20 protein-coding genes are annotated in these 20,810 nt (G+C 73.4%); 8 read left to right on the top strand and 12 right to left on the bottom strand.

Features of this window, described 5'->3' with window-relative positions:
• Positions 1-58: 58 nt before the first annotated feature.
• Complete coding sequence (locus ACFYOB_RS32455) at positions 59-919, top strand: esterase/lipase family protein (RefSeq protein ID WP_388566070.1); 861 nt, start codon at positions 59-61, stop codon at positions 917-919.
• A 60-nt stretch (positions 920-979) separates the two neighbouring features.
• Here the strand turns inward: ACFYOB_RS32455 and ACFYOB_RS32450 are convergent, their stop codons facing one another.
• From ACFYOB_RS32450 to ACFYOB_RS32435, 4 genes are all read right to left on the bottom strand, one after another.
• Positions 980-2,008 carry a lytic polysaccharide monooxygenase gene (locus ACFYOB_RS32450; RefSeq protein WP_388566067.1) on the bottom strand — a complete coding sequence of 343 codons (1,029 nt, stop codon included), beginning with the start codon at positions 2,006-2,008 and terminating at the stop codon, positions 980-982.
• 223 nt (positions 2,009-2,231) lie between these two features.
• Complete coding sequence (locus ACFYOB_RS32445; RefSeq protein WP_388566065.1) at positions 2,232-3,191, bottom strand: hypothetical protein; 960 nt, start codon at positions 3,189-3,191, stop codon at positions 2,232-2,234.
• Positions 3,192-3,405: 214 nt separating this feature from the next.
• Positions 3,406-3,888, bottom strand: coding sequence for a DUF402 domain-containing protein (locus tag ACFYOB_RS32440; protein WP_388566063.1), 483 nt, complete (start codon positions 3,886-3,888; stop codon positions 3,406-3,408).
• Complete coding sequence (locus ACFYOB_RS32435; protein WP_388566060.1) at positions 3,885-4,826, bottom strand: GNAT family N-acetyltransferase; 942 nt, start codon at positions 4,824-4,826, stop codon at positions 3,885-3,887. Before ACFYOB_RS32435 ends, ACFYOB_RS32440 begins: the two co-directional genes overlap by 4 nt.
• 71 nt (positions 4,827-4,897) lie before the next feature.
• Here ACFYOB_RS32435 and ACFYOB_RS32430 point away from each other — a divergent pair, with 71 nt between their 5' ends.
• Positions 4,898-5,284, top strand: coding sequence for a GntR family transcriptional regulator (locus ACFYOB_RS32430; RefSeq protein WP_388566057.1), 387 nt, complete (start codon positions 4,898-4,900; stop codon positions 5,282-5,284).
• A 19-nt stretch (positions 5,285-5,303) separates the two neighbouring features.
• Here the strand turns inward: ACFYOB_RS32430 and ACFYOB_RS32425 are convergent, their stop codons facing one another.
• Complete coding sequence (locus tag ACFYOB_RS32425) at positions 5,304-6,401, bottom strand: DUF5925 domain-containing protein (protein ID WP_388566055.1); 1,098 nt, start codon at positions 6,399-6,401, stop codon at positions 5,304-5,306.
• A 206-nt stretch (positions 6,402-6,607) separates the two neighbouring features.
• On the opposite strand from ACFYOB_RS32425, the gene ACFYOB_RS32420 reads away from it, so the two are divergent.
• Positions 6,608-7,414 (top strand): SGNH/GDSL hydrolase family protein, encoded by an 807-nt coding sequence (locus ACFYOB_RS32420; RefSeq protein ID WP_328930214.1) that lies wholly within the window; start codon positions 6,608-6,610, stop codon positions 7,412-7,414.
• Here the strand turns inward: ACFYOB_RS32420 and ACFYOB_RS32415 are convergent.
• A complete protein-coding gene (locus tag ACFYOB_RS32415; RefSeq protein WP_388566053.1) occupies positions 7,384-9,075 on the bottom strand; it encodes a serine/threonine-protein kinase in 1,692 nt (563 codons plus the stop codon). The genes ACFYOB_RS32420 and ACFYOB_RS32415 overlap by 31 nt on opposite strands.
• Before the next feature lie 290 nt (positions 9,076-9,365).
• Between ACFYOB_RS32415 and ACFYOB_RS32410 the strand changes: the two genes are divergently transcribed.
• Positions 9,366-9,635: a hypothetical protein gene (locus ACFYOB_RS32410; protein ID WP_030870537.1), complete on the top strand. Its 270-nt coding sequence runs from the start codon at positions 9,366-9,368 to the stop codon at positions 9,633-9,635.
• A gap of 51 nt (positions 9,636-9,686) precedes the next feature.
• Here the strand turns inward: ACFYOB_RS32410 and ACFYOB_RS32405 are convergent, their stop codons facing one another.
• Genes ACFYOB_RS32405 through ACFYOB_RS32395 form a run of 3 tightly spaced genes read right to left on the bottom strand, consistent with a single transcriptional unit; the run spans position 9,687 to position 12,711 of the window.
• Complete coding sequence (locus ACFYOB_RS32405; protein WP_388566050.1) at positions 9,687-10,898, bottom strand: CaiB/BaiF CoA transferase family protein; 1,212 nt, start codon at positions 10,896-10,898, stop codon at positions 9,687-9,689.
• Positions 10,899-10,951: 53 nt separating this feature from the next.
• A complete protein-coding gene (locus ACFYOB_RS32400; protein WP_388566048.1) occupies positions 10,952-11,752 on the bottom strand; it encodes an ABC transporter permease in 801 nt (266 codons plus the stop codon).
• A complete protein-coding gene (locus ACFYOB_RS32395) occupies positions 11,749-12,711 on the bottom strand; it encodes an ATP-binding cassette domain-containing protein (protein ID WP_388566046.1) in 963 nt (320 codons plus the stop codon). The genes ACFYOB_RS32400 and ACFYOB_RS32395 overlap by 4 nt, the downstream gene beginning before the upstream one ends.
• A gap of 73 nt (positions 12,712-12,784) precedes the next feature.
• On the opposite strand from ACFYOB_RS32395, the gene ACFYOB_RS32390 reads away from it, so the two are divergent.
• Positions 12,785-13,513, top strand: a complete 729-nt coding sequence (locus ACFYOB_RS32390; protein WP_388566043.1) for a TetR/AcrR family transcriptional regulator — start codon at positions 12,785-12,787, stop codon at positions 13,511-13,513.
• A gap of 146 nt (positions 13,514-13,659) precedes the next feature.
• On the opposite strand, the gene ACFYOB_RS32385 is transcribed toward ACFYOB_RS32390, so the two are convergent.
• Positions 13,660-14,823, bottom strand: coding sequence for a type ISP restriction/modification enzyme (locus tag ACFYOB_RS32385; RefSeq protein ID WP_388566197.1), 1,164 nt, complete (start codon positions 14,821-14,823; stop codon positions 13,660-13,662).
• 120 nt (positions 14,824-14,943) lie between these two features.
• Here ACFYOB_RS32385 and ACFYOB_RS32380 point away from each other — a divergent pair, with 120 nt between their 5' ends.
• On the top strand, positions 14,944-15,105 hold the full coding sequence (locus ACFYOB_RS32380) for a hypothetical protein (RefSeq protein ID WP_328924907.1): 162 nt from the start codon (positions 14,944-14,946) through the stop codon (positions 15,103-15,105).
• 30 nt (positions 15,106-15,135) lie between these two features.
• Here the strand turns inward: ACFYOB_RS32380 and ACFYOB_RS32375 are convergent, their stop codons facing one another.
• Both ACFYOB_RS32375 and hmgA read right to left on the bottom strand, forming a co-directional pair.
• Positions 15,136-15,885, bottom strand: a complete 750-nt coding sequence (locus ACFYOB_RS32375; protein ID WP_328924906.1) for a GntR family transcriptional regulator — start codon at positions 15,883-15,885, stop codon at positions 15,136-15,138.
• A 100-nt stretch (positions 15,886-15,985) separates the two neighbouring features.
• On the bottom strand, positions 15,986-17,317 hold the full coding sequence (gene hmgA / locus ACFYOB_RS32370) for a homogentisate 1,2-dioxygenase (RefSeq protein WP_388566040.1): 1,332 nt from the start codon (positions 17,315-17,317) through the stop codon (positions 15,986-15,988).
• Between the two features lie 152 nt (positions 17,318-17,469).
• Between hmgA and ACFYOB_RS32365 the strand changes: the two genes are divergently transcribed.
• Together ACFYOB_RS32365 and ACFYOB_RS32360 are read left to right on the top strand one after the other, a co-directional pair.
• Positions 17,470-19,632, top strand: a complete 2,163-nt coding sequence (locus ACFYOB_RS32365; protein ID WP_388566038.1) for a right-handed parallel beta-helix repeat-containing protein — start codon at positions 17,470-17,472, stop codon at positions 19,630-19,632.
• 133 nt (positions 19,633-19,765) lie between these two features.
• Positions 19,766-20,560, top strand: coding sequence for a hypothetical protein (locus ACFYOB_RS32360; RefSeq protein WP_388566194.1), 795 nt, complete (start codon positions 19,766-19,768; stop codon positions 20,558-20,560).
• The last annotated feature ends 250 nt before the right edge of the window (positions 20,561-20,810 follow it).

Raw genomic sequence — 20,810 nt, 5'->3', positions numbered from 1 at the left:
CACGGGACGAACCCCCCACGCTCCATCCCCTTGAGTCGAGCCGCAAGGAGATCACACGATGCTGCCCTGGAGACGCCTGCTCCGCCCGCTGGCCGTCCTCGCCCTCACCGCCGCCGCGCTCGTCGCCCCCACCGGCGCCGCGCAGGCCGCGTCCGCACCCAGCAGCGGCTGGAACAACTGGTCCTGCAAGCCGTCCGCCGCGCATCCGCGCCCCGTCGTGCTCGTGCACGGCACCTTCGGCAATTCCGTCGACAACTGGCTCGGCCTCGCGCCGTACCTCGTGCACCGCGGGTACTGCGTCTACTCGCTCGACTACGGGCAACTGCCCGGCGTGCCCTTCTTCAACGGGCTCGGACCCATCGACAAGTCCGCCGGCCAGCTCGACGTCTTCGTCGACAAGGTGCTCGCCGCCACCGGCTCCGCCAAGACCGACATCATCGGGCACTCGCAGGGCGGCATGATGCCGCGCTACTACCTGAAGTACCTCGGGGGCGCCCCCAAGGTCAACGCGCTCGTCGGGCTCGCACCCGACAACCACGGCACCACCCTGCTCGGCCTCACCCAACTGCTCCCGTACTTCCCCGGAGCCGAGGACCTGATCAGCACCGCGACCCCGGGCCTCGCCGACCAGATCGCGGGATCGGCCTTCCAGACCAAGCTGAACGAGGGCGGGGACACCGTGCCCGGGGTGAAGTACACGGTGATCGCGACCAAGTACGACGAGGTGGTCACGCCGTACCGGAGCGCGTTCCTGGACGGGCCGAACGTGAAGAACGTCGTACTCCAGGACCTGTGCGTCCTGGACCTCTCGGAGCACGTCGCCATCGGTCTCACGGACCGCATCGCCTGGCACGAGGCGCTGAACGCCCTCGACCCGGCACACGCCGAACGGACCACCTGCGCGTCGGTCTTCGACTGACCGGCGCACAGGCGGCCCGCGGTCCGACGTCCGGACCGGCGGCCGTGGGGTGCCTCCCGGCTACCGCTGGGAGGCACCCCCGGTCGCACGGCGGCGGGCCACTGCGAACAGCACGGCCGCGCCCACGGCCAGGGCGGCGGCGCCGGCGATCGCGATCGTCGGGGTGGCGCCGTTTCCGCCGGTCTCGGCGAGGTTCCCGTTCTGCGACGCGGACTGCGACGCCACCGGGGTGGCCGCGACCTGCCCGTTCGTCTTCGGGTCGTTGTCACCGTGGCCGCCGTGCTCCACCGTGGACTTGTCCGCGCCCGCCGCGATCTGCTGGTCCGTCGGGGCCGAGGGGACGGTGCCCGTACCGGGCTTCGAGCCGGGCCCGGTGCTGGTGGCGGCGGTCGGCGCGGTGCTCGGCGCGGCGCTCGGTGCGGTGCTCGGCTTGGAGTCCGAACCGCCGCCGCTGTCCTTGCCGAAGACCACGTCCGAGCAGGTGTAGAAGGCCTCAGGGCTGTCCGAGCGCTGCCAGACGCTGTAGATCAGGTGGCGGCCGGACTTGTCGGGAACGGTGCCGGAGAACACGTAGTCGCCGTTCTGCATACCCGGATCGGTCGCCTTCGCGAACGGCGCGGGCTCCAGGTCGGACCACTTCAGCGGCTTCGCCGGGTCGTACCCGTCCTTCGTCACGTACAGCTCGAAGGAACCCTTGTGGGGCGCTGTCCCCTTGTAGCGGAAGGTGTGCGCGCCCGCCGTCATCGGGCTCGCCGGCCAGTCGGCGCGCGCCAGGTCCAGTCCCTTGTACTTGGCGTTGCCCGCCGAGCACAGCTGGCCGTCCGGGATCAGCGACTTGCTCTTCCCGGCGGCGTTGGCGATGTTCACCGCGTTCCAGTCGTAGAACGCCTGCGTCCCGCTCGCCGCGACCGCCGCCTTGCACGCCGCGGACCGCGGGGACTCCGGGCCCTCCGCGTAGCAGGCCGCCACCCGGCTGACCGGGTCCGTCATCGAGCCGTGGGCGGCCGCGGGAGCGGCGGCGTACGCGGCCATCGCGAGCGGGGCGAGGCCGGCTGCGGCGATACGGGTGGCGATACGGCGTGCGGACATGGGTGGGTCTCCTTCGGGCACAAGGCAGGGGCGCGCCAGCGGAACCGGAATCGGCCCGTGGCGCCGCCCCCCGGCGGCGCCACATCCGGCCCTTCCTGTCCTGGCCCGGCCAAGCTAGCCCCCCGAACCACGGGTTCCGCCGGGTTCGGGCCCCTGGAAGTGATCCTTACGCTCCACTTAAGGCAGGGGTAAGAAGCCGCTCAGGAAAAGGCGAGCGGGGAGGTCAGCCCGTGCAGCCGGTGACGCTGCCGGCCGGGGCGCAGTTGTCCGGACGGTTGTCGCGCACCGCGGAGCGGTCCAGCGTCACCGTGGCGCCGTTGTTGAAGATGCCGCCGCCGCTGCCGATGCCGCCGTTCGCGGTGTTGTGGCGTACCTCGGAGTCGGTCAGGTTCACGGTGCCGCCCTCGGAGTAGATGCCGCCGCCCTGCAGGGAGGCCGTGTTGCGGCTCACCTTGGAGTGGTTCAGCGTCAGCGCGTTGGCGTTGAAGATGCCGCCCCCGTTGTCGGCGTAGTTGTCGCGCACCTTGGAGCCCGACAGCGTCATCGAGCCGAAGTTGGCGAGGCCGCCGCCGCTGGCGGCGCTGTTGTCGTTCACCGTGGACTCGGAGAGCGAGAAGGTGCCCTGGTTGCGGACGCCGCCCCCGCTGTCGTCCGCGGTGTTGTGGCGCACCACCGACCGGAACAGGTTCACCGTGGCACCGGGGGCGTTGAAGATGCCGCCTCCGTTGTTGGTGTGGTTGCCGGCCACGGTCGACTCGGTCAGCGTCAGCGTGCCGCTGTTGTGGACGCCGCCGCCGAAGCCGGTGCCATCGTCGGGGGTCCCGGTGCCGTTGGTGATGGTCAGGTGGGACAACCGCAGCCGGACGCCCGTCGCGACCGTGACCGTCGAGCCGGCCCGGTTGCCGTTGAGGGTCGAGTGCTTCTCGCCGGTCACGGTCAGGTTCTTGTCGACGGAGAAGGTGAAGGGGCCGACGCACGTCCCCTTCACCAGCAGCGTCTCGCCCGGAGCGGCCACGTCGATGGCGGGTTGCAGGGCCAGCGAGTTGTGGAAGCAGTTCACCACCGTGGGATGGTCGTCGCCGGCGTCCGTGCCGGCGGCCGCGGCCGGGACGGCCCCGACCAGGCCGACCGCCGCTGCCGCCACCGTCGCCGTCGTCGCCCACCGGCGTGCTTGCTCGAGCATCCGTCTTCTCCTGTCTCCGTGCAGCGGAGAACGCCCGACGGCGTTCCCCGCTGTCGCTTCCAGGCGCGGGCGACCTGATCGCCGACGCCGGAACAACCGATCCCCCCTCGGGCGCGGGGAAGGCCCGGAGCGGGCCGCACGTCCCCCGAACGGCCCGGGACGATGACCGGTGTGGCCCACAAGACGGGGTTCGCCGGGCCCGGCCGGTCCGCGGTCAGAGAAGGAGCGCGGGCAGGCCGTCCGGCGTCCGGGCCTGGTCGTCCAGGGCGTCGAGGGCCCGTACGGCCTGGGCGGCCGCCTCGGGGTCGCTCGTGGTGAGACCGCTCTGCGCGAACTCGTCCTCGTCCAGGCGCAGCACCGAGGACCCATCCGCCGAGACCCACAGGTCCAGGTCCAGGTCCTCGACGTGGATCTCCCCGCTGCGCACCACGGCCGGGCGGGTGACGTCGCAGTACCAGCCCTTGAGGACCCCGTCGCCGGTCCACACCTCCTTGACCGCGTACCAGCGGGTCCGCCAGAAGTGCTCGACGAACACGTCGCCCGGCTCGAAGCGGACGAACCCGAAGTCCCGTACGCCCTTCGCCGCCCACGGGGCACGCACCGAGATGCGGTCGCCGTCGTCGGCGACCCGCGCCGCCGGGTAGCGGATCTTGACGCGGCCCGCCTTGGTCAGGACGACGGTCAGTTGCTCGGTCACTCGGTCTCCAGCCTCTTCGTGTAGCGCGTCTCGGTCGCGCAGATCTCGTATCCGAACCACGTGTTGATGGCGAGCATCGGGCCGTTCTCCGCGTCGTTGCCGGTGAAGGCCTCCGTGTACCCGCATCCGCGGGCCCGGTGCAGGGACGCCGTCTTGGCGAGCTTGGCCAGGCCCCGGCCGCGGAAGGCGCGCCGGGTGCCGGTCATCGCCGAGCCGTAGCGGGTGGCGCCGTCGGTCCGGGCGGCGCTGAACGCGGCCACCTCGCCGTCGACCAGGACGACGGCGGTCAGCTCCTTGTCGAGGGACGGGCTGTTCCAGGTCTGCGCGAGCCAGTCCTCGTAGTCGTCCAACTCGGTGCCCACGTCGCCCGGCTCGTCACAGGTCGTCTCCGCGTCGGCCTCGAAGAGCGGACGCGGATCGGCGGCGAAGGCGGAGGCGGGACGCAGTTCGACCCCGGCCGGGAGGGTCCGCGGGAGCGGGGGCAGCGTGGCCGCCGCCAGGTCCAGGCGCAGGAAGTGCGCGGACCGGCTGCGGCGGTAGCCGCGCCGCTCGGCGAAGGCGCGGTGCGCGGGTTCGTCGAGGACCCAGGCGTAGGTGTCCACCGCGCCGTGGGCGGCGAGGTGCTCCTCCGCCGCGGCGAGCAGCAGGCGGCCGGCGCCGAGGCCGCGGTGGGCGGGGTCGACGTACGCGTTGACGTACGACTGGCCGGGCTCGGGGCTGTCGTAGGCGATGCCGACCTGGGCGGTGCCGATGACGAGTCCCTCGTCGGTCTGGGCGACGAGGAGGCGGTGGTGCGCGGCGGGGTGGGCGGAGGAGACCTCGAAGGCCACGCCCTCAGCTGTGGTGATCATGAAGGGCAGGGCCGAGCGGCGTACCCGTACGACGGACTCCGCGTCCGAGGAGTCGTCCGGGCGGAGATCGCGGATGAGGACGGTCATGCGGCCGACGCTACGGGCGGACTTCGCTCCGGCGCCTCCCAATTATCCGGCGATGGGAGACAATCAGCCGCGTGACCTCGACAAACCTGAAGATCACCATCGACGGCTCGACGGGCTCGGCCGCCCCGTACGAACAGCTGCGCGCGCAGATCGCCGACCGGGCCCGGTCGGGGAAGCTGCCGGCCGGCTTCAAGCTGCCGACGGTGCGCGGACTGGCGGAGGAGCTGGGGCTCGCCGCCAACACCGTCGCGAAGGCGTACCGGGCGCTGGAAGCGGACGGGGTGATCGAGACGCGCGGCCGGCACGGGACGTTCGTCGCGGCGGCGGAGGGAGCCTCCCGCGAGGCCGCGGCCGCCGCGCAGGCGTTCGCGGAGCGGGCGCACCGCCTGGGCCTGACCGAGGCCGAGGCCCTGTCCGCCGCCGCCGACGCCCTCCGGGCCCGGTTCGCCGCCTGCTAGCGCTTCTTCCGGAGCCCGCCTACAGATAGAGCCCGGCCTCGGACGAGTGCGGCTGCGGTGGGAGCACGGCCGCCGGGCCCGTGCCCCGGCGCAGCGCGAAGAGTTCGGCCAGGCTGGCGCCCTCGCGGGAGACGCCCTCGTCCGTGCCCAGCCAGTCCACCGCCTCCCGGTGGGTCAGTCGGCCCACCTCGATGCGGGCCAGGCAGCGCCCCGGGCGGACCACCGCCGGGTGGAGGCGTTCGAGGTCCTCGTTGGTCGTGACACCGACCAGGACGTTGCGGCCCTGGCCCAGCAGACCGTCCGTCAGGTTGAGGAGACGGGACAGCGCCTGCCCGGCGGTGTGCCGGGCCTCGCCGCGGATCAGCTCGTCGCAGTCCTCCAGCAGCAGGAGCCGCCAGCGGCCCTTCGCCGTGCCCTCCTCCTCGCCGATCGCGATGTCCATCAGGTAGCCCACGTCGTTGAACAGCCGCTCGGGGTCCAGGACGCAGTCCACCTGGCACCAGTCCCGCCAGGACCGGGCCAGCGTGCGCAGTGCGGAGGTCTTGCCCGTACCCGGCGGGCCGTGCAGCAGGAGCAGCCGGCCCGCGATGTCGTCCGGGGTCACCTTCATCAGCCGGTCCATCGCCCCGGCCACCGGCGCGGTGTAGTTGGGCCGCACCTCGGCCCAGGTCCCGGCGGCGATCTGGCGGGTCGTCCGGTACGGGCCGCGGCGCGGGGAGACGTACCAGAAGCCCATCGTGACGTTCTCCGGCTGCGGTTCGGGGTCGTCCTGCGCCCCTTCCGTGGCCTTGCCGAGCACATCGGCGGCGAGTTCGTCGCTGACCGCCGTCACGGTGACGTCCGCGCCCCGGCTCCATCGGGAGACGAGCATGGTCCAGCCCTCGCCCTCGGCGAGGACGGCGCTGCGGTCGCTGTCGCGCGCCGAGCGCAACACGCCGGCCCCGGGCGGCAGCAGGGTGGCCCCCGGCCTCACCCGGTCGATCGACACGCTGTGCGAGAACGGCTGCTCGCCTGACGCGAACCGGCCGAGGAACAGCGCGTCGACGACGTCCGACGGCGAGTCGCTGTCGTCGACGTTGAGCCGGATCGGCAGCGCGTCATGCGGGTTGGCTGGCATGGCGCCCATGATCCGGCACGAGTTGGCCTCGTGCACCCGTGTTTCGCCGGATCGGGTGGCCGAGTTCCCTCTTCAAACGCATCGGGAGTGAAGATTCGGGCCGTAACTCTGCGCCGAATATTCTTGGCATGAACACTTCCAGCCAAGCTCGGCTCCTTGTACCACGGACTCAGGAGTAACCCCCACAAGGAGCCGCACACATGAGCATGAGAATCCCGCGCTTCGCCGCGCTCGCCTCATCCCTGTTACTCGCCGCGGGCGCCGCCCTGTTCGGCGCGGGTCAGGCGGCCGCAGCAGCTCAGGCCGACTTCGGCTACGTCGCCCTCGGCGACTCGTACTCCTCCGGCGTCGGCGCCGGCAACTACGACGGCGCCAGTGGCGCCTGCAAGCGCACCACCCGTGCATATCCGGCCCTGTGGGCCGCCGCTCATGCCCCGCAGACCTTCTCCTTCGCCGCGTGCTCGGGCGCCCGCACGGGTGACGTCCTCTCCGGCCAGCTCGGCCCGCTGAACTCCGGCACCGACCTGGTCAGCATCACCATCGGCGGCAACGACGCCGGATTCTCCGACGTCATGACGACCTGTGTGCTCCAGTCCGAATCCACCTGCGTCAACCGCGTCAACCAGGCCAAGGCGTACGTGGACTCCACCCTCCCCGGTCAGCTCGACCAGGTCTACAACGCCATCGACAGCCGGTCGCCGAACGCGCACGTGGTCGTCCTCGGCTATCCCCGCTTCTACAAGCTGAACGGCACCTGCGCCACCGGCCTGACCGAAGGCGAACGTTCCGCCATCAACGGCGCCGCCGACTACCTCAACGCCGCCATCGCCAAACGCGCCGCCGACCACGGCTTCACCTTCGCCTCGGTCGCCGGCGCCTTCACGGGCCACGAGATCTGCTCCGGCGACGCGTGGCTGCACAGCGTCAACTGGCTCAACATCGGCGAGTCGTACCACCCGACCGCTGCCGGACAGTCCGGCGGCTACCTGCCGGTCTTCACCAACGCCGCCTGAGGGGCCGGGGAACTGACGGAAGGCTCCGCCGGCGGCTGCGCCGACGGGGTCGGTGACGTACTGGCGCCAGGGGAGGGGGCCCCGCTCGTCGGGGTCTCCTTCTCGCAGGTCACGGAGGTCCCCACCCACTGGGTGGCCACCTCCGCGGGCCCCCGTACCTCCAGCCGGACCGCGTCCTCGAACGCCGCGTCCGGCACGTGCGTGAGCTCGGTGTGCTCCAGCCGCCGGCTCCTCGGCCCGCCCTCCTCGTACGTGACGGACTGCCAGCCGGGGCCGGAGGTCCTCCCGCTCCGTGTGGCCCAGCGGTACTCCAGCTCGACGGGGGTGCGCTCCACCTCGACGGTGGCGGTGAAGGAGGGCGCGCGCTCCGGCGGCGGCGGGCAGCCGCCGCTGTAGGAGGCGCGCACGGTGTCGACGTACACCGACACGTGCTGGGCGGGGGAGGCGGACGCCGAGGCCGGGGCCGAGGGCGAAGCCGAAGCGGAAGGGGCGGCGGAGGCGGCAGTGGTGACGGCCTGGGCGGTGGTCGCCGGGCCGGTCGGGCCGGCGCCTTTGCGGTCGTCGCCCTCACGGTCCTTCAGCAGCAGCCACCCCAGCGCGACCAGCGCCAGCAGCAGCACCACGATCCCGGCCGTGAGCACCGCCCCGGCCCGGCCCTGGCGGGGCGCCGCCCCGGGCCCCGGCTCCCGGACCCGCTCCGAGGCCGGCCCCTGTACCGGCGGCGTGGGGTCCCCGTACGGCGACCGCTGCGACTCCTGCCGGTGGTGGTCAGGGTGCGCGGCGGCCGTCGGCGAGTGGGGCCCGGACACCGACCCGCCCGAGGCCCGCACGGCCCCGCCCGCGCCCACCACCCGCAGCATCCGGGTGGCCTCCGTCGAGGACAGCCGCTCCGCCGGGTCCTTGCGCAGCAGCCCTTCCAGTACGGGCTCCAGCGGCCCGCCCCGGCGAGGCGGCGGCAACTCCTCTTCCACCACGGCCCGCAGGGTGTCCAGCCCGGTCGCACGCCGGAACGGCGAAACCCCCTCGACGGCCGCGTACAGCATGATCCCGAGCGACCACAGGTCCGACTCGGGTCCCGGATCGCGCCCCAGCACCCGCTCCGGCGCCACGAACTCGGGAGAGCCGACCACTTCGCCCGTCATCGTGATCGCCGAGGACCCCTCCAGGCTCGCGATCCCGAAATCGCTCAGCACCACCCTGCCGTCATTGGCGATCAGCACGTTCCCGGGCTTCACGTCCCGGTGCAGCACCCCCGAGTCGTGCGCGGAGCGCAGCGCGGTGAGCACCTGTTCCCCGAGGTGCGCGGCGCGCTGCGGGGTCAGCGGCCCCTCGGCCTCCAGTACGTCGGCCAGCGTCAGCCCGCGCACGAGCTCCATCACGATCCACGGCCGGCCGTCCTCGGAGGCCACGTCGTAGACCGTGACGACCCCGCGGTGCGAGACCCGCGCCGCCGCCCAGGCCTCCCGCTCCAGCCGCCGGTACATCCGCTGGAGTTCGCCGGGCTCGATTCCCGCGGGCGCCCGTACCTCCTTGACGGCGACGTCGCGCGCCAGGACCTCGTCCCGGGCCCGCCACACGATGCCCATCCCGCCGCGGCCGATCTGTTCCAGCAGCCGGTAGCGGCCCGAGATGACACGATCGGAGTTGGATTCCTCACTCACGCGAGCCCCCCGAATGCTTCTGTGCGCCCATGTGTCATCGATCGGTCACTCCAAGTTAGCGCAGAGCGCGCCACGTGGCCCCTGTCGTGACGAGACTCGCGCCGAGGTCTTCCGGAGCGTGATTTCCGCGCTGCCCTCTGTGCGGAGAGTGACTGGCGACTCCGCTGAGTAATCGTCAACTCCCCGTCGCCACAGGGGTAATTCACACCACCGGGATACCCGCGCGCGACGCGGGGGCGATAGGGTTAACCTGCCCGGGCCGGGTGCCCTCGTACGGGTGGGGAGAGATCATGGAACAGATAGCAATGCGCAGCAGGCCGCCTCGCGTGCCTGCCATCACCTGCGGCAGCAGTGCGACCAGCTCGCGCCTCGACCGCCACCTCGCCGTGCTGGGCGGACCCGCCGTCCCGCACCGGGAGGTAGCGGAGGCGACGCTGCTGATGCGCGAGCTCACCTCCCGCGACCACACGCACCGTCTGCGGAGCCGGAGCGCGCGCGTCTCGCTCTTCGCGCCGCTGCGTCGTTTGCGTCGCACGCTCTTCGGCAGCCGCCGCTCGTAACAGACCCCGCACCCGCGGCCGTTCGCCCTTCCGGCATCCAGCCACCCGGCCCTACGCGATCACACCGTCCCGGCGCAGTTCCGAGATCTGTGCGCCCGCCATCCCCAGGGCGCGCAAGAGGGTCTCGGTGTGTTCGCCCAGCGCGGGCACCGCACCCATGTGCGGTGCCGCGCCGCCCGGCAGCCCGATCGGCGGCAGCAGAGCCCGCAGCGGGCCGGCCGGTGATCCCACCTCCCGCCAGCGGTCCCGGGCCGCCAGCTGCGGATGCGCGGCCAGCTGGGCCACCGAGTTCAGCCGTGCGCAGGCGATACCCGCCGCCTCCAGCCGCCCGATCGCCTCGTCCGCACCCAGCCGGCCCAGCGCCTGCGCCACCACCGCGTCCGTCTTCTCCCGGTTGGCGGTGCGCGCCGCGTTCGTCGCGTACGCCGGGTCCTGCGCCAACTCCGGTCGGGCCAGCACCTGTTGCACGAGGCGCCGCCATTCCCGGTCGTTCTGCACCGACAGCAGCACCCGGTCCCCGTCGGCCGTCGCGTAGGCGTCGTAGGGCGCGATCACGGCATGCGCGAGGCCGGTGCGCACGGGCTGCTCCCCGCCGTGCATCGTGTGGTGCAGCGGATGCCCCATCCACTCGGCGAGCGCGTCCAGCATGGACACCTCCACCCTGCCCCCGCGCCCGGTGATCCCGCGGCGCAGCAGGGCGGCGAGGACCCCCGAGAAGGCGTACATGGCCGCCGCGATGTCCGCCGCCGGGATCCCCGCCTTGACGGGCTGCTCCGGCGTGCCGGTCACCGAGACCAGGCCGGCCTCGCACTGCACGAGCATGTCGTAGGCGCGCTTGTGGGCGTACGGGCCCTCGGCGCCGTAGCCGGACACGTCCACGGCGACCAGCCGCGGGTAACGCGCGCACAGCGTGGCCGAGTCGAGCCCGAGCCGGGCCGCTGCGCCCTGCGCGAGGTTCTGCACGAACACGTCGGCGCCGGCCAACAGGCCGTGCAGGACCTCCCGGCCGCGCGGGTCCTTCAGGTCGAGCGCGATCGACTCCTTGCCGCGGTTGGCCCATACGAAGTGCGAGGCGAGGCCGTGCGCGGCGGTGTCGTAGGCGCGCGCGAAGTCGCCGCCGTCGGGGCGCTCGACCTTGACCACCCGGGCGCCGAGGTCGGCGAGTTGACGGGTGGCGAAGGGGGCCGAGACGGCCTGTTCGACGGCGACGACGGTGATGCCGGCGAGGGGGAGCGGTTCGGGCGCGGCGCTTTCTGTGTTCATGGCACCGATCCCTATCCCGTCCGACCCCGGCCTGTCACCCCCCCGGTGGTATGTCAGCCCGCCGCGCCCCGGGCGAACCGCCGGGTCGCGAGCGGCACGAACAGCGCGAGCAGCAGCGCCGACCAGAGCAGCGCACCGGCCACCGGATGCGCGGCCGGCCAGGCGGCGCCCGCCGCGGCTTCGGCCGCCTCGCCGCCGGCGTTCCCGCACAGTTCGCGGACGCCGGTCGCGACAGCGCTGATCGGGTTCCACTCGGCGACCGTACGCAGCCACGCGGGGAGCCCGGCGGTCGGCAGGTACGCGCTGGACAGCAACGGCAGGACGAAGGTGGCGCTGCCGAGCTGCCCCGCCGCCTCCTCGCTCGTGCTCACCAAGCCGAGGTAGGTCCCCACCCACGCGGTGGCGAAGCGGAACAGCAGCAGCAGGCCCAGGGCGCCGAGTGCGCCGGGCAGGCCGTTCTCGACGCGCCAGCCCATCGCCAGCCCCACCAGCATCAGGGGCACCATGGAGACCCCGGTGGTGAGCAGGTCCGCGGCGGTCTGTCCGAGCGGGACGGCGCCGCGGCTCATCGGCAGGGTCCGGAAGCGGTCCATCACCCCGCGGTGGGCGTCCTGCGCGGCGGTGAACATGCCCGTCATCAGGCCGTTCGCGGCGGTCGCGGCGAGCAGGCCGGGTACCAGGAACTCGCGGTACTCCGTACCCGGCATGGCGAGCGCGCTGCCGAAGACGTAGCCGAAGAACAGCAGCATGGTGATCGGCATGGTCTGGGTGAGGATCAGCAGCGCCGGGGCGTGCCGGGCCTTTTGGAGCTGGCGGGTGAGGACGGCTCCGCCGTCGGACAGCACGCTGCTCATGCGGCGTTCTCCTTCCGGGCCACGGGGACGCGGGTGAGGCGCAGGAACACCTCGTCGAGGGTGGGCGGGCGCAGGCTCGCGTCGGTGACCGGGACACCGGCCGTGTCGAGCGCGCGGATGATCCGGGGCAGGGTGAGGCCGGAGTCGAGCACGGTGACACCGGCGGTGAGCCGTTCCTCGTCGAGTACCGGTCGGCCGCCGGTGAGCTGGTCCAGTACGACGGCGGCGCCGGACAGGGCCTCGCGCGCGGCGACGGCGACCTCGGCGTAGGCGCCGATCCGGGCCTTCAGTTCCGCCGGGGTGCCGGTGGCGACGGCCCGGCCGCGGTCGACGACCACGATGTCGTCGGCGAGCCGGTCGGCCTCCTCCAGGTACTGGGTGGTCAGCAGCACCGTGGTGCCCTCCGCGGCGAGGTCCCGTACCGCGGTCCAGATCTGCTCGCGGGCCGCCGGGTCCAGGCCGGTGGTCGGTTCGTCCAGGAAGAGCACGCGGGGGCGGGTGATCAGTCCGGCGGCCAGGTCCAGGCGCCGCTTCATGCCGCCCGACCAGGTGCCGGCCACCCGGTCGGCGGCCTCGCCGAGCCCGAAGCGCTCCAGCAGCCCGTCGGCGCGGTCCCGGCCGGCGGAGCCGCGCAGTCCGGCGAGGCGGGCGAAGAGCCGCAGGTTCTCCCGGCCCGTCAGATCCCCGTCGACGGAGGCGTACTGGCCGGTGACCCCGATGGCGCGGCGGACGACCGCGGGGTCGCGGGTGACGTCGTGGCCCGCGACGAGGGCGCGGCCGCCGGTGGGTTCGGTGAGCGTGGTGAAGATCCGGACGGCGGTGGTCTTGCCCGCGCCGTTGGGGCCGAGGAGACCGCAGACCGTGCCCTCGGACACGGCGAGATCGAGGCCGCGCAGGGCATGGACCTGCCCGTAGTTCTTCTCCAGACCTTCACTAAGTACAGCGTACGTAGTCGTCATGTGCGGCACCTTACCGCACTACGTACGGCGTACGTAACTAAGATGGTGGCGAGACGACGAGGTGATCTGAGCGATGACTGCCGGCGGGCGACCCGCTGAACCCGAAGTGATCTGGGCCCGCCCGCAGCGGGCCGGCCGCGGACCCCGGCCCGCGCACAGCCGCGAGTCGATCGCCGCCGAGGCGGTGCGGATCGCCGACGAGGAGGGGATCGAGTCCGTCTCCATGCGGCGCGTGGCGGCCGGGATCGGCGCCGGGACCATGTCCCTGTACAACTACGTGCCGCGCAAGGAGGACCTCTACGAGCTGATGGTCGACGCGGTCAGCGGGGAGTACGAGTTCACCGCGCCGACCGGCGACTGGCGGGCCGATCTGCTCGCGCTCGCCCGCCAGACGCGGGCGCTGATGCACCGGCACCCGTGGCTGCCCCGGCTGCTGAGCCCGGTCCACGGCTTCAGCCCCAACGCCCTGCGGTACCTGGAGCACAGCCTGGACTGCCTGGCGCCGCTGGCGGCGCCGGACGGCGAGAAGCTGGAGCTGATCGCCGCGGTCAACGGCATGGTGTCCACCTACGTGACGGGCGAGCTGGCGCTGGCCGAGCGGGCCCGGGCGCTGCCCTGGAGCGAGGCCGAGGAGCAGGGCGTACGGGCGGCGTGGATCGGCTCACGGCTGGCCACCGGGCAGTACCCGCGGCTGGCGGCGGCCCTCGCGGGCGGCGCCGCGCCGATCACCGAGGCGGGGCCGGATCTGGTCGCGGCGTTCGACCGCTCGTTGTCGCGGCTGCTGGGGGCGTGGGGTCCGTAACCCTCCTGTCCGGCGGCGGGCGGCGGGCGGCGGGCGGCCGGTGGCCGGTGGCCGGGGTTCGGGGGTCCGGGGGTCCGGGGGTCCGGGGTCGACGGCCAGGGGCCGACGGCCGGGGCCGGGCCCGGGTCGGGTTCCGGCAGTCGGAGTCAGAGCAGGGCGAACTGCCCGCCCGGGCCCTCCTCCTGGTGGTCCAGGACCGAGGCCGGACGCCTGGCCCAGTGCGGCGGCGGCAGCACCCCGGCCGCGCGCAGCTCGCCGGCGGACAGCCCGGGGCCCGGCTCGAACGCGGCCCGCTCCGGGGCCAGGTCGGCCAGCAGTGCCAGGGTCGTGACCAGGGCCAGCAGCTCAGAGGTCCAGGCCTGCGGCCACTCGGCCGGGCCGAGCGCCTCCAGCCCGTCGGCGGCCGGGTCTCGGTGCTCGCCGCGGGCGGCGAGCCACGCCTCCAGCACCCGCACGCCCTGCGCCTCGTACTCCCACGCGCCGGCCGGTACGGGGGACACGGTCCCGCCGCCGAGGCTCAGCGTCTCGCTCGCGGGGTCGTACGCGAGCTCGTGCGGCCACGCCACCAGTGCCGAGCGGACGTACGGGCGGCGCCCGCCGGGCAGCCGGGGCGGTTCCCCGCCGCGGACCCCGCGCAGCTGCACGCCGAGCAGCCGGTGGCCCAGCTCCAGCCCGGCCCGCCAGCGCTCCGGGTCGGCGGTGAGCGGGACCTCGTACCCCCGCGGCCCTGGGCGGCCCGCCGCGAGGATCCAGCACAGCATGTCCTCGGGGGCGGCCCAGCCGCCGTACCGCTCGCCCAGCAGCGGCAGCAGGCCGGGGGCGAGATTCGGCTCGGCGCCGCCGGGGCGCCGGTGCAACGGTCGGATCCGGCCGAGACGGCCCGCCGGGAGGTGCGCTGTGACCAGCAGGTCGGGGGTCTCCACGGTGAACAGCTGATGCTCGTCCAGGACCCGCCAGAGCTCCGGGCGGGCCATGTCGATGAGCCGCTGGTCGGGCAGCAGCCACTGCTGGTCGAAGGGGTCGCGCAGGACCCGTACGGGCTCGGGGCAGGGGCCGGGCGCGTCGGCGAAACGGGCGGTGGCCGAGCGCTGACCGGGCAGCGCGGCCGCGCCGGCGGCGGGCGTACGGCTGCGGCTCGGGCGGAACAGCCGCTCCCGCTCGGCGGCTTCGGCGCCGGTCAGGGCGGCCCAGCGGGCGCGCAGGGCCGCCGGATCGGGCGCGGCCACCCAGTCCCGGCCCAGGCGCAGGCTCCCCACGGCCCAGGGCATCAGATCGTCCAGCAGCGGTACGTCTTCGCTCACGCCGCCGATGGTAGCGACGGCATCCGGTGGCCGGGCTGCGTCCAGGCCGAAGCGCTACGCTCCTTATGTAGGCATAAGTCCTATATGGGCATCCATCGCATGCGCACCGTATCGACCGAGGAGACGGTCATGAGTCAGTACGACGAATACTCGACTCCTTCGCAGGCCGAGGGCGAGCGGCTCGAAGAGGACATGGACGAGGCCCAGCGCAAGCAGCGGCACCCCCAGACGATGCGGACGACGCCGTCCCAGGCGGAGGGTGAGCGCACCACGGAGGACGACGAGAAGTAACCGGCCGCAGGGAGCTGCTGCCGCCGCAGCTCAGTGCGCGTCGACGGTCACCGTGAAGGAGAACCGGTCGCCGCGGTAGCGGATCCTCGCCACGTCCACCACCCGGCCGTCCTCGTCGTAGGTCACGCCCGTGTAGTGCAGGATCGGGCTGAGCAGCGGGACCTGGAGCAGCTCGGCCGTCTCCGGGTCGGCGAGCCGGGCCTCCACCGTGTCCGTGATCCGGCTGATGCGCACCCCCACGACGTCCCGCAGGACCTTCGTCATCGGCCAGCGTTCGAGGTCGGCCAGATCCACCGCCTCGGCGAACTCCGGAAGGACCGCGTTCTCCACCCAGTTCGTCGGCTCGCCGCTCGCGCGGTCGTGCCGCAGGCGGCGGTAGGTGACCACCTCGGGCGTGTCCGGGAAGTGCGCCAGCAGCTCCCCGGACACGGCGGTGCGCCCGTGGCCGAGAATCGTCGTACGGTCGCCCGACTGCTGCGCCACGATCGCGTCGACCGAGCCCAGCAGCCGCACCGGGGCGCCGCGCAGCGCGCCCGGCTCGATGAACGTGCCGCGCCGCCGGTGCCGGCTGATCAGGCCCTCGCCCTCCAGCTCCTTGAGCGCTTGCCGCATGGTCAGCACGCTCACCCCGTAGTGCTCGGCGAGCTGCTCCTCCGTGGGCAGGCGCAGCGAGGCGTCCGGGGTGCGCCCGAGTATCGAGGCGCGCAGCGACTGCGACACCTGGTACCAGAGGGGCAGTTTCCGGTTCAGCACCAGGGAGTCGGGGGCGAAGGCGGTCACGGGTGGTTCTCCGTACGGCTGGACGGGGCGGCATGCGGCTGGCGGCGGGCGCCTGCGCCCGCGGCGGGCGGGTCGCGCAGGCGAGCGTACGCAGCGCGGGTCAGGCGCGGAAGTGGCGCTGCAGACCCTGCCACACGTCGTCGTAACCCCGCTGGAGGTGATCCGCGCCGGCCGCCTGGGCGGTGGCGGTGATCGGCCAGCGGGTCTCGAACATGAAGGCCAGGCCGTCGTCGATCTTCTGCGGCTTCAGCTCCGCGGCGCTGGCCCGGTCGAAGGTCTCCCGGTCCGGGCCGTGCGCGGACATCATGTTGTGCAGCGAGCCGCCGCCCGGCACGAAGCCCTCGGCCTTGGCATCATAGGCGCCCTCGATCAGGCCCATGTACTCGCTCATCACGTTGCGGTGGAAGTACGGCGGGCGGAAGGTGTCCTCGCCGACCAGCCAGCGCGGGGCGAAGACCACGAAGTCGACGCCCGCCAGCCCCGGGGTGTCGGAGGGCGAGGTCAGGACCGTGAAGATGGACGGGTCGGGGTGGTCGTAGCTGATCGAGCCCAGGACGTTGAAGCGGCGCAGGTCGTAGACGTACGGCACGTGGGTGCCGTGCCAGGCGACGACGTCGAGCGGCGAGTGGTCGTAGGTGGCCGACCAGAGGTTGCCGCAGAACTTGTTGACCACCTCGGTCGGGCGCTCGCTGTCCTCGTACGCGGCGACCGGGGCGCGGAAGTCCCGAGCGGCGGCGAGGCCGTTGGCGCCGATCGGGCCCAGGTTCGGCAGCTCGAAGGGCTGGCCGTAGTTCTCGCACACGTAGCCGCGGGCGGGGGCCGCGGCGTCGGTGCCGGCGTCCTGGAGCTCGACGCGGAAGCGGACACCGCGGGGGACGAGGGCCATCTCGCCTGGCCGGACCGAGAGCAGGCCGAACTCGGTCCGCAGGAGCAGTCCGCCGCGCTCGGGGACGATCAGCAGTTCGCCGTCGGAGTCGCTGAACACCCGGTCGGTCATCGAGGCGTTGGCGGCGTAGAGGTGGATGGCCATGCCGGCGCGCTGGGCGGCGTCACCGTTGCCGCCCAGGGTCCACAGACCGGCCAGGAAGTCGGTGCCGGGGGCCGGGTCGGGCAGCGGGTTCCAGCGGAGCCGGTTGGGGTCCGCCGCGGCCTCGGTGAACGGCGCCGTGCGCAGGGCCCCGTTGTCGATCCGGATGAAGGGCGGGTGCGCGGCCGAGGGGCGGATCCGGTAGAGCCAGGAGCGGCGGTTGTGGGTGCGCGGCTCGGTGAAGGCGGAGCCGCTGAGCTGCTCGGCGTAGAGGCCCAGGGGTGCGCGCTGGGGCGAGTTCCGGCCGAGCGGCAGCGCGCCGGGGACGGCCTCCGAGCTGTGCTCGTTGCCGAAGCCGGTGAGGTACTCCAGCGCCTCCGCCGTCTTCCTGGCCTGCTCGCTCATGTGCTGCTCCCACTCCGTCGAAGGAATCCTATGGGTGACAGTAGGATTCCGCGGCCCGCGCGTCAACGGTGCTTTTCGCGGCGGCGCCCCCTCGCGGCGGATTCATGCAGAGGGGGATCCCAAAAGATGAACAATGCTCTACTCTCACGCGCATGTCGTGGACCCGCAGGTTCCCTGCCGTGCCGGCGGCGCTCCTCGCCGCCCTCCTCGCTTTCCTGTCCCTCCTCGCCGCCGCGCCCGCCGCCCGCGCGCACGAGGAACGCCCCGTCACCCTCCCCGACGGCTCCGGATCCGTGCCCGAGTACCGCAGGGCCGAGCCCGACCTGGTGGTCTGCAAGACGGGCCGCCCCGAGTTCGAACGCCGGATATCCGCCTTCCCCGAGGAGCTCAGACAGCGGAACCTCGCCCTGTACGAGCGGTGCGAGAAGAGCGGCTACCGGCACCTCCAGGAGGCCGTCGACGCCGTCGACCGGCCCGGGATGAACATCGCGATCCTCCCCGGCCTGTACGAGGAGGAGCCCTCGCTCGGGAAGCCGACGGGTCAGTGCGCGGAGCTGAAGGCCCCGAACTCCGCGCTCGGCTACCAGATCCTGACCTACGAGCAGCAGGTCGCCTGCCGGCACAACCAGAACCTCGTCGCCATCCTCGGCAAGACGAACCTGCAGATCGAGGGCACGGGCGCGTCCCGGCTGGACGTGATCGTCGACGCCAAATACCAGAAGCTGAACGGCATCCGCGCCGACAAGTCCAACGGCGTCTACTTCCGCAACTTCACCGCCCAGCGCACCACCTTCAACTCGCTGTACGTGCTGGCGGGCGACGGGTTCGTCATCGACGACGTGCTGACCCGGTGGAACGACGAATACGGCTTCCTCACCTTCGCCAGCGACCACGGGCTCTACAAGAACTGCGAGTCGTACGGCAACGGAGACTCCGGCATCTACCCCGGCAGCGCCTCCAACATCAACGACGGCCGGGGCTACGAAGTCCCCCGCTACTCGATCGAGATCACCGGCTGCCACAGCCATCACAACATGGTCGGCTACTCCGGTACCGCGGGCGACTCGGTGTGGGTGCACGACAACGAGTTCGACCAGAACATGGGCGGCGCCTCGATGGACAGCGCCTTCCCCGGCCACCCCGGACTCCCGCAGAACCACGCCAAGTTCGAGCGGAACCTCATCCACGACAACAACCAGGACTACTACGGGTACGTCGCCGACGGCACCTGCGCCAAGCCGCCGGTCGAGCGCGGCTACGAGCGCGGCGTCGTCTGCCCGCAGATCTCCATGCCGCCGGGCACCGGCATCATCACCGCGGGCGGAAACTGGAACATCTACGAGGACAACTGGGTGTACGGGCACCAGCGCGCGGGCTTCTTCCTCAGCGCCGTCCCCGCCTTCATCCGCGGCGAGGAGAAGTGGTCGAAGCAGGCCGACACCTCCCATCACAACCGGTACGCCGGGAACACCCTGGGCAAGGACAAGTCCGGAGCCGCCCGCCCCAACGGCATGGACGTCTGGTGGGACGGCCAGGGGCGCGCCAACTGCTGGCAGGACGGCCCCGACGGCTCGACGCCGGGCACCGTGCCGCGGTGCGGGAAGGCGCGCGGAGACGTCACCGGCGCCTCGGCCCGCCTGGTCGGCGAACCGGTGAAGCTGGTCCAGCTGCTCGTCTGCGCGGACTACAGCGTCCAGGCACGCAAACTCCCGGCCGGCTGCGACTGGTACGGCGCCCGCGGTCTGGAACGCGTGGAGACCCAGATCGCGCTCGCCGTGGCGGGCGTCCTCCTCCTGGTCGGCGGGGTGCTGTGGTGGCGCCGCCTGCGCGGCTCGCGCCTGGGCACGGCGGCCTCGCTCCTGGGCCTGGCGGGCCTGGCCCTGGACGTGGCCGGCTCCACGGCCGGGCTGGTCGCCAGCTCCCTCCCCGCACTGGCACTGATCCTCCTCGGACTGTGGTGGACGGGCGTCGGGCTCGCTCTGCGCCCCACCCGCCCCTGGCTTGCCCGCCTGACCCTGCTGCTGGCCGGGCTCACCCTGCTGGACGCCTTCGACAAGGCGGTCCTGATGATCCCCTGGACCCCCCTGAGCCCCGCCTGGGTACGGTCCCTGGTCGCCGTCGTCTGGATCCTGTGGGCGGTCGTCGCCTCGGCCCGCCCCGGCACCCCGGCCCTGCCCCCCGGCCCCGGCGGCGATCCGGTGGGCGACCGGGAGCCGGTGCCGGCCGGCCCCGCACCGGCCCTCGACGCGGCGGCCCCCGAACCCCCGCCCACCCCGGACTCCACGCCGGACCGCACCTCGGGCCCCACGCCGTGACCGCCGACCCCGCCACCCCGGCCGCAGGAGGCCAGCCGTGACCGACCAGCCCGACGACCGCATCGGGTGCGACGCCTGCGGTACGCCGCCCAGCCCGCGCCGCAGGCCGGGCCGGACCGCCCGCACCACGGCGCTGCTCGCCCTCGTGCTGCTGCTCGCGTCCGGAGCGGCGACGGGCTGCGGCGGGCGGGCCACGACCCACCACAAGCCCGGCACCACCCACGAGCAGGCGTCCGGGAGCACGGGCACCCTGCTCACCACCGACGACGGCGCCGGCCACCGGCTACGCGAGGTCCCGGCCGAGGGCGCGCCGGAAGTGCGGCTCACCGCCCGCCCGGACTCGGAGGACGGCTGGAACCTCCAGCTGGCGGTGAAGAACTTCCGCTTCACCCCCGACAGCACCGGCGGCGCCGCCCTCCCGGGCGCCGGCCACGCCCACCTGGAGCTCGACGGCCGCAAACTGGCCCGACTGTACGGCCCGTGGTTCCACCTGCCCGCAGCGCAGGTCCCCGAGGGCGCGCACACCCTGACCGTCCGGCTGTACGCGGACGACCACACCGCCTGGGCGGTGTCCGGCAAGCCGGTCGAGGGCACGACCCCGCTCACCGCCGCCGCTGCGGGCCAGTCCGGGGGGCACAGCCACGGCGAAGCCCCGCCGGAGCAGGCCGACCGGACGGTCGCCATCACCGTCCGCGACGGCAAGGTCAGCCCCGCCCCCGCCCGCACCGAGCTCCGGCACGGAGAGCGGGTCGCCCTGCGCGTCACCAGCGACCGCGCGGACACCCTGCACGTCCACGGCTACGACAAGGAACTCGTTCTGCCCGCAGGCCAGGAGGCCACCCTGATCCTGACGGCCGACCGCACCGGCCTGTTCGAGGTCGAAACCCACGAGTCCGCCCTCGTCCTGACCCAGCTCCTCGTCCGATGACCCCGCAGCCGCCCCCGATGACACGGCCGACGCCGCACGAGATCCCGGTCCGGGCCCCCGTTCCGGTCCGGGCCCCCGTTCCAGTCCGGGCCCTCGTCCCAGTCCGGGCCCTCGTCCCGGCCCGGGCCCTCGTCCCGGCCCGGGCCCCGGGGCGGGGGGGCCCCGCCCGGGGGGCCGGCCCGGGGCGGCGCGGGGGCCCGCCCCCCGGGGGGGGGGGGGGGCGGGCCGCCGGGCGGGGGGCCCGCCGGGC

The organism is Streptomyces sp. NPDC006463 (genome assembly GCF_042870715.1).
GTDB lineage: Bacteria > Actinomycetota > Actinomycetes > Streptomycetales > Streptomycetaceae > Streptomyces.
The sequence above is the reverse complement of the archived record's forward strand: the minus strand, read 5'-3'. Positions and strand labels throughout refer to the sequence as shown.